Origin of the sequence: Enterobacter cloacae complex sp. 2024EL-00227, assembly GCF_043945315.1 — a bacterium.
Taxonomy (GTDB): Bacteria; Pseudomonadota; Gammaproteobacteria; order Enterobacterales; family Enterobacteriaceae; genus Enterobacter; species Enterobacter roggenkampii.
On sequence record NZ_JBIMQP010000005.1, the window covers coordinates 138,964 to 150,098 of the forward strand.

An 11,135-nucleotide genomic window follows, 5' to 3' on the forward strand; every position below is an offset into this window, starting at 1 on the left:
CCCGGCTTAACTGCCTACGTGATAAATACGGAACCGAGAATCTGATGAGTGACTATAAATCAACCCTGAATTTGCCGGAAACAGGGTTCCCGATGCGCGGCGATCTCGCCAAGCGTGAACCGGGAATGCTGGCGCGTTGGACCGATGATGACCTGTACGGCATCATTCGTGCAGCCAAAAAAGGCAAAAAAACCTTCATTCTGCATGATGGCCCTCCCTATGCGAATGGCAGCATTCATATTGGTCACTCTGTAAACAAGATTCTGAAAGACATTATCGTGAAGTCCAAAGGACTCGCGGGATATGACTCGCCTTACGTTCCGGGCTGGGACTGCCACGGCCTGCCAATCGAGCTGAAAGTTGAGCAGGAATTTGGCAAGCCTGGTGAGAAATTCACCGCCGCTGAGTTCCGTGCGAAGTGCCGCGAATACGCAGCCACCCAGGTTGACGGTCAGCGCGCTGACTTCATCCGTCTGGGCGTACTGGGCGACTGGTCGCATCCGTACCTGACCATGGACTTCAAAACCGAAGCCAACATCATCCGTGCGCTGGGCAAAATCATCGGTAACGGCCACCTGCACAAAGGCGCGAAGCCGGTGCACTGGTGCGTGGACTGCCGTTCTGCGCTGGCAGAAGCGGAAGTGGAGTATTACGACAAAACCTCTCCGTCTATCGACGTAGCCTTCCATGCCGTCGATCAGGATGCGGTGAAAGCCAAATTTGGCGTGTCGTCCGTTAACGGCCCGATCTCGCTGGTGATCTGGACCACCACCCCGTGGACCCTGCCAGCCAACCGCGCGATCTCCCTGTCCGGTGAGTTCGAATACGCGCTGGTGCAGATTGACGGCCAGGCGGTTATCCTGGCGAAAGATCTGGTTGAAAGCGTGCTGAAGCGCGCGAACATCGCCGATTACACCGTGCTGGGCACAGTTAAAGGCGACGCGCTGGATCTGATGCGCTTCAAACACCCGTTCCTGGACTTCGACGTTCCGGCGATCCTGGGCGACCACGTCACGCTGGACGCGGGTACCGGTGCGGTACATACCGCCGGTGGCCACGGTCCTGACGACTACAACATCAGCCTGAAGTACGGTCTGGAAATCGCTAACCCGGTGGGGCCGGACGGCTCCTACCTGCCTGGCACCTACCCCGCGCTGGACGGCATCAACGTCTTCAAAGCGAACGACATTATTGTCGACATGCTGCGCACCAGCGGCGCGCTGCTGCACGTTGAAAAAATGCAGCATAGCTATCCGTGCTGCTGGCGTCACAAGACGCCAATTATCTTCCGTGCGACCCCGCAGTGGTTCGTCAGCATGGATCAGAAGGGCCTGCGCGAGCAGTCTCTGAAAGAGATCAAAGGCGTGCAGTGGATCCCGGACTGGGGCCAGGCGCGTATCGAATCCATGGTGGCTAACCGTCCTGACTGGTGTATCTCCCGCCAGCGTACCTGGGGCGTGCCGATGTCGCTGTTCGTGCATAAAGAGACGCATGAGCTCCACCCGAACACCCTGGAACTGATGGAAGAAGTGGCGAAGCGCGTCGAAGTTGACGGCATCCAGGCGTGGTGGGATCTCGACGCCCGCGACATCCTGGGCGCTGATGCTGACAACTACGAGAAAGTGCCGGATACCCTGGACGTATGGTTCGATTCCGGGTCTACCCACTCCTCCGTGGTTGACGTGCGTCCGGAGTTTGCCGGTCACGCTGCCGATATGTATCTGGAAGGGTCTGACCAACACCGCGGCTGGTTCATGTCATCTCTGATGATCTCCACCGCCATGAAGGGTAAAGCGCCTTACCGTCAGGTACTGACTCACGGTTTCACCGTGGATGGTCAGGGCCGTAAGATGTCCAAATCCATCGGTAACACCGTTTCTCCGCAGGACGTGATGAACAAGCTGGGCGCAGACATTCTGCGTCTGTGGGTGGCGTCGACCGACTACACCGGCGAAATGGCGGTGTCTGACGAGATCCTGAAACGCGCTGCCGACAGCTATCGTCGTATCCGTAACACCGCGCGCTTCCTGCTGGCGAACCTGAACGGGTTTGATCCGGCAAAAGACATGGTGAAACCGGAAGAGATGGTGGTGCTGGACCGCTGGGCGGTAGGCTGCGCGAAAGCGGCGCAGGAAGATATCCTGAAGGCCTATGAGTCTTATGACTTCCACGAAGTGGTGCAGCGCCTGATGCGCTTCTGTTCCATTGAGATGGGCTCGTTCTACCTCGACATCATCAAAGACCGTCAGTACACCGCGAAAGCGGATAGCGTGGCGCGTCGTAGCTGCCAGACCGCGCTGTTCCATATCGCAGAAGCGCTGGTACGCTGGATGGCGCCGATCATGTCCTTCACCGCGGATGAAATCTGGGGTTATCTGCCGGGCGACCGTGAGAAGTATGTCTTCACGGGCGAGTGGTACGAAGGTCTGTTCGATCTCTCCAGCACCGAAGCGATGAACGATGCCTTCTGGGACGAGCTGCTGAAAGTGCGTGGCGAAGTGAACAAGGTTATCGAGCAGGCGCGTGCTGATAAGAAAGTCGGCGGCTCTCTGGAAGCGGCAGTGACCCTGTACGCGGAGCCAGAGCTGGCGGCGAAGCTGACGGCGCTGGGCGATGAATTACGATTTGTCCTGTTGACCTCCGGTGCGAAAGTTGCGGATTATGCTGACGCGTCTGCTGATGCTCAGCAGAGCGAACTGCTCAAAGGACTGAAAGTCGCGCTGAGCAAAGCCGACGGTGAGAAATGCCCGCGTTGCTGGCATTACACCACCGATGTCGGTCAGGTGGCGGAACACGCAGACATCTGCGGACGCTGTGTAAGCAACGTCGCCGGTGACGGCGAAAAACGTAAGTTTGCCTGATGAGTAAAACTCTCTGTTCAACAGGACTGCGCTGGCTGTGGCTGGTTGTGGTGGTGCTGATTATCGATCTGGGCAGCAAGTTCCTGATCCTCCAGAACTTTGCTCTGGGGGAGACGGTGCCGCTGTTCCCGTCGCTTAACCTGCACTACGCGCGCAACTACGGTGCGGCGTTCAGTTTCCTTGCCGACAGCGGTGGCTGGCAGCGCTGGTTCTTTGCGGGTATCGCTCTCGGTATCTGCGTGATCCTGGCGGTGCTGATGTACCGCTCGAAGGCAACGCAAAAGCTGAATAACATCGCCTACGCGCTGATCATTGGCGGCGCGCTGGGCAACCTGTTTGATCGCCTGTGGCACGGCTTTGTGGTCGATATGATCGACTTCTACGTCGGCGACTGGCACTTCGCGACCTTTAACCTCGCCGATAGCGCCATTTGCATCGGTGCGGCGTTAATCGTGCTGGAAGGCTTCTTGCCTAAACCGGCCGCGAAAGAGCAGGCGTAAGCATCAATGCCGGGTGGCGCTACGCTTACCCGGCCTACCGAATATGCCGACACTTGTAGGCCGGGTAAGCGCAGCGCCACCCGGCACACAGGCGAGACAACATTAAAGAGCATTGTGTATGTCTAAATCCGTACAGAGCAACAGCGCGGTTCTCGTTCACTTTACGCTGAAGCTGGATGACGGCTCCACGGCCGAATCCACCCGCAACAACGGCAAACCGGCCCTGTTTCGTCTTGGCGATACCTCCCTGTCTGAAGGTCTTGAGCAGCAGCTTCTCGGTCTGAAAGAGGGTGAAAAAAAAGCCTTTTCGCTGGAGCCGGATGCCGCGTTTGGCGTGCCAAGCCCGGATCTGATCCAGTACTTCTCCCGTCGTGAGTTTATGGACGCGGGTGAACCGGAGATCGGGGCAATTATGCTCTTTACCGCTATGGACGGCAGCGAAATGCCTGGCGTGATCCGCGAAATCAACGGTGACTCGATTACCGTTGACTTCAACCATCCGCTTGCCGGGCGTACCGTTCATTTTGATGTTGAAGTGCTGGAAATCGATCCGGCACTGGAGGCTTGAAATGCAGATCCTGTTGGCTAACCCGCGCGGCTTCTGCGCCGGTGTAGACCGCGCTATCAGCATTGTTGAAAACGCGCTGGAGATTTACGGCGCGCCGATTTATGTGCGTCACGAAGTGGTGCATAACCGCTACGTGGTCGACAGCCTGCGCGATCGCGGTGCCATCTTTATCGAGCAGATCAGCGAAGTGCCGGACGGTGCGATCCTGATTTTCTCCGCGCACGGCGTCTCTCAGGCGGTCCGTAACGAAGCGAAAAGTCGCGATCTGACCGTCTTCGATGCCACCTGCCCGTTGGTGACCAAGGTGCATATGGAAGTGGCACGCGCCAGCCGCCGTGGTGAAGAGTCGATCCTGATTGGCCATGCTGGCCACCCGGAAGTCGAGGGCACCATGGGCCAGTACAGCAACCCGGAAGGGGGAATGTATCTGGTAGAGTCGCCGGAAGATGTCCTGACGCTGAACGTGAAGAACGAATCCCGTCTGTCGTTTATGACCCAGACGACGCTCTCCGTCGACGATACCTCAGACGTGATTGACGCCCTGCGTCAGCGCTTCCCGAAAATCGTCGGGCCGCGCAAGGATGACATCTGCTACGCCACCACCAATCGTCAGGAAGCGGTGCGCGCGCTGGCTGAACAGGCGGACGTGGTGCTGGTGGTCGGCTCTAAGAACTCCTCCAACTCCAACCGTCTGGCTGAACTGGCACAGCGAATGGGGAAGGCGGCGTTCCTGATCGACGATGCCACGGATATTCAGGAAGCGTGGGTTAAAGACGCGGCCTGCGTTGGCGTGACGGCCGGGGCGTCCGCGCCGGATATTCTGGTACAAAACGTCATTTCCCGCCTGCAGGAGCTGGGCGGCGGCGAAGCGGTGCCGCTGGAAGGACGTGAAGAGAACATTGTTTTCGAAGTGCCGAAAGAACTGCGCATCGACGCCCGCGAAGTCGAATAGTCCCTTTTCTGATGAAAGGCCAGCACCTCCTGTGCTGGCCTTTTTTTTACCCGTTACTTTATCGTGACGACAAAATCATGTCTTTTACTGATATTTAAGTCGGTTTCACGTTAAATTCTAATTATTGGTGTTTTCAGTTGGCAGTGCTCAGAAAGGCTGGTTAATCTGAAAACGGTTTACATCATTTTAACGTAAGAGAATAACTATGCATGATGCACAGATCCGTGTCGCCATTGCGGGCGCGGGTGGACGTATGGGCCGTCAGCTGATTCAGGCGGCACTTCAGATGGATGGCGTAGCACTTGGCGCGGCGCTGGAGCGTGACGGTTCATCACTTCTGGGGACCGATGCTGGTGAGCTGGCGGGCGCGGGAAAGACCGGCGTAACCGTACAAAGCAGCCTGGAGGCGGTTAAAGAGGACTTCGATGTCTTCATCGATTTTACCCGCCCGGAAGGGACGCTCGCGCATCTGGCATTTTGCCGCCAGCACGGCAAGGGGATGGTGATCGGCACCACCGGTTTTGACGATGCGGGCAAGCAGGCTATCCAGGATGCATCCAAAGAGATTGCGATCGTCTTCGCCGCAAACTTTAGCGTGGGCGTTAACGTCATGCTGAAGCTGCTGGAGAAGGCCGCGAAGGTGATGGGCAACTACACCGATATTGAGATTGTTGAAGCTCACCACCGCTATAAGGTTGATGCGCCATCCGGCACGGCGCTGGCGATGGGCGAAGCGATTGCTCATGCACTTGATAAAGATTTAAAAGACTGTGCGGTCTATGCCCGCGAAGGCCACACCGGGGAGCGCGTGCCAGGCACCATTGGTTTCGCAACCGTCCGGGCGGGTGACATCGTCGGCGAACATACCGCGATGTTCGCCGATATTGGCGAGCGCGTCGAAATTACGCATAAAGCGTCCAGCCGAATGACGTTTGCCAATGGTGCCGTTCGATCCGCTTTGTGGTTGAAAGAGAAGAAAAATGGTCTTTTTGATATGAGAGATGTGCTGGATCTCAACAATTTGTAAGCATTATTACCCATCGTGATGTGGTTATTGCAGTCGTAATTACTTGATTGCATAGGGCAATAATTTATTGCCCTTTTATTTTATCTGTTTCGTGATTACTTTGTTCACTTAGCCTTGAAAGTATAGCTGTTTCTCTTGATTCTCGTTACAGAAATGTAAATTTTGACCATTTGGTCCACTTTTTGATGCTGCGTCGACTCATTTTTCATTAAACCCAGCGCGCAAGCGTTTTCCGTAGTGATTTACCTGATCTTTTTGTCGCTTAAGCTTCACTCACCTCGTCAGATACGCAAAAGACTAAACAAAATGTCGGTTTTAAGTTGACTTTTACCCACCAAATCTCCAGAATGCCGCCGTTTGCCAAAAATCCGCTGGCAACACATTTGCATTGATCCATGACATGGTTATGAATTAATATGCAAATAAAGTGAGTGAATATTCTCTGGAGGGTGTTTTGATTAAGTCAGCGCTATTGGTTCTGGAAGACGGAACCCAGTTTATCGGTCGGGCCATAGGGGCAACGGGTTCGGCGGTTGGGGAAGTCGTTTTCAATACTTCAATGACCGGTTATCAAGAAATCCTCACTGATCCTTCCTATTCTCGCCAAATCGTTACTCTTACTTATCCTCATATCGGCAATGTCGGCACCAATGCGGCTGACGAAGAATCTTCTCAGGTACATGCGCAAGGCCTTGTCATTCGTGACCTGCCGCTGATTGCCAGCAACTTCCGCAACACTGAAGATCTCTCTTCTTACCTGAAGCGCCATAACATCGTGGCGATTGCCGATATCGATACCCGTAAGTTAACGCGTCTGCTGCGCGAGAAGGGTGCACAGAACGGCTGCATCATCGCAGGTGATAACCTCGATGCGACGCTGGCGCTGGAAAAAGCGAAAGCTTTCCCGGGCCTGAACGGCATGGACCTGGCGAAAGAAGTGACTACCGCTGAAGCCTACAGCTGGACTCAGGGTAGCTGGACGCTGGAAGGCGACCTGCCGGAAGCGAAAAAAGAGAGCGAGCTGCCGTTCCACGTGGTGGCCTACGATTTTGGCGCCAAGCGCAACATCCTGCGCATGCTGGTTGACCGCGGCTGCCGCCTGACGGTAGTGCCTGCACAAACGTCTGCCGAAGACGTATTGAAGATGAATCCGGACGGTATTTTCCTGTCCAACGGTCCTGGTGACCCGGCGCCGTGCGATTACGCCATCGCCGCCATCAAGTCCTTCCTGGAAACCGATATCCCGGTATTCGGCATCTGCCTCGGCCATCAGCTGCTGGCGCTGGCGAGCGGTGCGAACACCGTCAAGATGAAGTTCGGCCACCACGGTGGTAATCACCCGGTGAAAGACATCGATAACAACACGGTGATGATCACCGCGCAAAACCACGGCTTTGCCGTCGATGAAGCCTCAATGCCGGCTAACCTGCGCGTGACCCATAAGTCGCTGTTCGATGGCACCCTGCAGGGGATTCATCGTACCGATAAGCCAGCGTTCAGCTTCCAGGGCCACCCGGAAGCGAGCCCGGGCCCACACGACGCCGCGCCGCTGTTCGATCACTTCATCGAACTTATCGAGCAATACCGTAAGACCGCTAAATAATCAGGAGCCGAGAAGACAATGCCAAAACGTACAGACATAAAAAGCATCCTGATCCTTGGCGCTGGCCCGATCGTTATCGGCCAGGCCTGCGAATTCGACTACTCCGGCGCGCAGGCGTGTAAAGCCCTGCGTGAAGAGGGCTACCGCGTCATCCTGGTGAACTCTAACCCGGCCACCATCATGACCGACCCGGAAATGGCTGATGCAACCTACATCGAGCCGATTCACTGGGAAGTGGTACGTAAAATCATCGAAAAAGAGCGCCCGGACGCGGTGCTGCCGACCATGGGCGGCCAGACGGCGCTGAACTGCGCGCTGGAGCTGGAGCGTCAGGGCGTACTGGCCGAATTCGGCGTCACTATGATTGGTGCCACCGCCGACGCGATTGATAAAGCCGAAGACCGTCGCCGCTTCGACGTGGCGATGAAGAAAATCGGCCTCGACACCGCGCGTTCCGGTATCGCACACAACATGGAAGAGGCGTTGGCCGTTGCGGCTGAGGTGGGCTATCCGTGCATCATCCGTCCATCGTTCACCATGGGCGGCACCGGCGGCGGTATTGCCTACAACCGCGAAGAATTCGAAGAGATTTGCGAACGCGGTCTGGATCTTTCCCCAACCAAAGAGCTGCTGATTGATGAATCGCTGATTGGCTGGAAAGAGTACGAGATGGAAGTGGTGCGTGATAAAAACGACAACTGCATCATCGTCTGCTCCATCGAAAACTTCGATGCGATGGGTATCCACACCGGCGACTCCATCACCGTTGCGCCAGCCCAGACGCTGACCGACAAAGAGTACCAAATCATGCGTAACGCCTCGATGGCGGTACTGCGTGAAATCGGCGTGGAAACCGGCGGTTCTAACGTGCAGTTCTCCGTGAACCCGAAAACCGGCCGTCTGATTGTTATCGAAATGAACCCGCGCGTGTCCCGTTCCTCCGCGCTGGCCTCTAAAGCGACCGGCTTCCCGATTGCGAAAGTGGCGGCGAAACTGGCGGTGGGTTATACCCTCGACGAGCTGATGAACGACATCACCGGTGGCCGCACCCCTGCGTCCTTCGAGCCGTCCATCGACTACGTTGTGACTAAAATTCCTCGCTTTAACTTCGAGAAATTCGCAGGCGCGAACGACCGTCTGACCACCCAGATGAAATCCGTCGGTGAAGTGATGGCGATTGGCCGCACGCAGCAGGAATCCCTGCAGAAAGCGCTGCGCGGCCTCGAAGTGGGCGCGACCGGCTTTGACCCGAAAGTGAGCCTGGACGACCCTGAAGCGCTGACCAAAATCCGCCGCGAGCTGAAAGACGCGGGTGCGGAGCGCATCTGGTACATCGCCGATGCCTTCCGTGCCGGCCTGTCCGTCGACGGCGTGTTCAACCTGACCAACATCGACCGCTGGTTCCTGGTACAGATTGAAGAGCTGGTGCGTCTGGAAGAGAAAGTGGCAGAGCTGGGCATCAACGGCCTGGACGCAGACTTCCTGCGCATGCTGAAGCGTAAAGGCTTCGCCGACGCGCGTCTGGCTAAGCTGGCGGGCGTGCGCGAAGCGGAAATCCGCAAGCTGCGCGACCAGTATGACCTGCACCCGGTGTACAAGCGCGTCGACACCTGTGCGGCAGAGTTTTCTACCGACACCGCGTACATGTACTCCACCTATGAAGACGAGTGCGAAGCGAATCCGTCAGTTGACCGCGACAAGATTATGGTGCTGGGCGGCGGTCCAAACCGTATCGGCCAGGGCATCGAGTTCGACTACTGCTGCGTACACGCCTCGCTGGCGCTGCGTGAAGACGGTTACGAGACCATCATGGTCAACTGTAACCCGGAAACCGTCTCCACCGACTACGACACCTCTGACCGCCTCTACTTCGAGCCGGTGACGCTGGAAGACGTGCTGGAAATCGTGCGCATCGAGAAGCCAAAAGGCGTTATCGTGCAGTACGGTGGCCAGACTCCGCTGAAGCTGGCGCGCGCGCTGGAAGCGGCAGGCGTGCCGGTTATCGGTACCAGCCCGGATGCGATTGACCGCGCGGAAGACCGTGAACGTTTCCAGCAGGCGGTTGACCGTCTGAAGCTGAAACAGCCGGCGAACGCCACGGTGACGGCCATCGAACAGGCCGTAGAGAAGGCGAAAGAGATTGGCTACCCGCTGGTGGTGCGTCCTTCCTACGTCCTGGGCGGCCGCGCGATGGAAATCGTCTACGACGAAGCCGACCTGCGTCGCTACTTCCAGACGGCGGTGAGCGTCTCCAACGATGCGCCAGTGCTGCTCGACCGCTTCCTCGACGATGCGGTAGAAGTGGACGTTGACGCCATCTGCGACGGCGAAATGGTGCTGATTGGCGGCATCATGGAGCATATCGAGCAGGCGGGTGTACACTCCGGTGACTCCGCCTGTTCTCTGCCAGCGTACACCCTGAGCCAGGAGATTCAGGACGTGATGCGCCAGCAGGTGCAGAAGCTGGCCTTCGAGCTGCAGGTTCGCGGCCTGATGAACGTCCAGTTCGCGGTGAAAGATAACGAAGTTTACCTGATTGAAGTCAACCCGCGTGCGGCACGTACCGTCCCGTTCGTCTCTAAAGCCACCGGTATTCCGCTGGCGAAAGTGGCGGCGCGCGTAATGGCAGGCCAGACGCTGGCACAGCAGGGCGTGACCAAAGAGATCATTCCACCGTACTACTCGGTGAAAGAAGTGGTGCTGCCGTTCAACAAATTCCCGGGCGTTGACCCGCTGTTAGGGCCAGAAATGCGCTCAACCGGGGAAGTGATGGGCGTGGGCCGTACCTTCGCAGAAGCGTTTGCCAAGGCGCAGCTGGGCAGCAGCTCAACCATGAGAAAATCGGGCCGTGCGCTGCTCTCCGTTCGCGAAGGCGATAAAGAGCGCGTGGTTGACCTTGCGGCCAAGCTGCTGAAGCAGGGCTTTGAGCTGGACGCGACCCACGGTACGGCAATTGTGCTGGGCGAAGCGGGCATCAACCCGCGTCTGGTGAACAAGGTGCATGAAGGTCGTCCGCACATTCAGGATCGTATCAAGAATGGCGAATACACCTACATCATCAACACCACCGCAGGCCGCCAGGCGATCGAAGACTCCAAGCTGATTCGCCGCAGCGCGCTGCAGTACAAAGTGCACTACGACACCACCCTGAACGGCGGTTTCGCAACGGCCATGGCGCTGAACGCGGATGCTACCGAGAAGGTGATTTCGGTTCAGGAAATGCACGCGCAGATTAGCAAGTAAGTAAAAATGCCCGGTGCCGTTCGGGTGCCGGGCATTCACCCCATCTTCAGAACCTTCTGGTTTTTCATCCTCTTTCAGTCAGTTAGCCTAAAATTGTTAGGTCGATAACGAAATTCAACTGAGAGCAGGGGAAAACACCATGCAAAATAAATTACTGATCGCCACCCTTCTTGCCGCCACTGCAACGTTTACCGTCGCGGGCTGTTCCTCTAACCAGGCAGTGAAAACCACCGATGGCAAAACCATTGTCACCGACGGAAAACCGCAGGTCGATGACGATACCGGTCTGGTGTCGTATAAAAATGCGGAAACGGGTCAGACCGAGCAGATCAACCGCGATCAGGTGAAATCAATGGGCGAGCTGGATAACTAATAAAAAAA

Annotated in this window: 8 protein-coding genes; all 8 read left to right on the forward strand. The window is 56.7% G+C overall.

The features are described 5' to 3' along the window. Positions 1-44: 44 nt before the first annotated feature. Positions 45-2,861 (forward strand): isoleucine--tRNA ligase, encoded by a 2,817-nt coding sequence (gene ileS / locus ACHH0Z_RS11195; protein ID WP_045406397.1) that lies wholly within the window; start codon positions 45-47, stop codon positions 2,859-2,861. Next, a complete protein-coding gene (gene lspA / locus ACHH0Z_RS11200) occupies positions 2,861-3,361 on the forward strand; it encodes a signal peptidase II (RefSeq protein ID WP_008502034.1) in 501 nt (166 codons plus the stop codon). Before ileS ends, lspA begins: the two co-directional genes overlap by 1 nt. A 118-nt stretch (positions 3,362-3,479) precedes the next feature. Beyond that, positions 3,480-3,929: an FKBP-type peptidyl-prolyl cis-trans isomerase gene (fkpB, locus tag ACHH0Z_RS11205; protein WP_003856450.1), complete on the forward strand. Its 450-nt coding sequence runs from the start codon at positions 3,480-3,482 to the stop codon at positions 3,927-3,929. Between the two features lies 1 nt (position 3,930). Next, positions 3,931-4,881 (forward strand): 4-hydroxy-3-methylbut-2-enyl diphosphate reductase, encoded by a 951-nt coding sequence (gene ispH, locus ACHH0Z_RS11210; protein WP_039023911.1) that lies wholly within the window; start codon positions 3,931-3,933, stop codon positions 4,879-4,881. A gap of 205 nt (positions 4,882-5,086) precedes the next feature. Continuing rightward, positions 5,087-5,908 (forward strand): 4-hydroxy-tetrahydrodipicolinate reductase, encoded by an 822-nt coding sequence (gene dapB / locus ACHH0Z_RS11215; RefSeq protein ID WP_023293311.1) that lies wholly within the window; start codon positions 5,087-5,089, stop codon positions 5,906-5,908. Positions 5,909-6,362: 454 nt separating this feature from the next. Beyond that, entirely contained in the window at positions 6,363-7,511 is a 1,149-nt protein-coding gene (gene carA / locus ACHH0Z_RS11220) for a glutamine-hydrolyzing carbamoyl-phosphate synthase small subunit (protein WP_010427050.1), read from the forward strand. An 18-nt stretch (positions 7,512-7,529) separates the two neighbouring features. Then, complete coding sequence (gene carB, locus ACHH0Z_RS11225) at positions 7,530-10,754, forward strand: carbamoyl-phosphate synthase large subunit (protein WP_008502028.1); 3,225 nt, start codon at positions 7,530-7,532, stop codon at positions 10,752-10,754. Positions 10,755-10,893: 139 nt separating this feature from the next. Further along, positions 10,894-11,127 (forward strand): YgdI/YgdR family lipoprotein, encoded by a 234-nt coding sequence (locus ACHH0Z_RS11230; protein WP_021240552.1) that lies wholly within the window; start codon positions 10,894-10,896, stop codon positions 11,125-11,127. Positions 11,128-11,135: the final 8 nt, after the last annotated feature.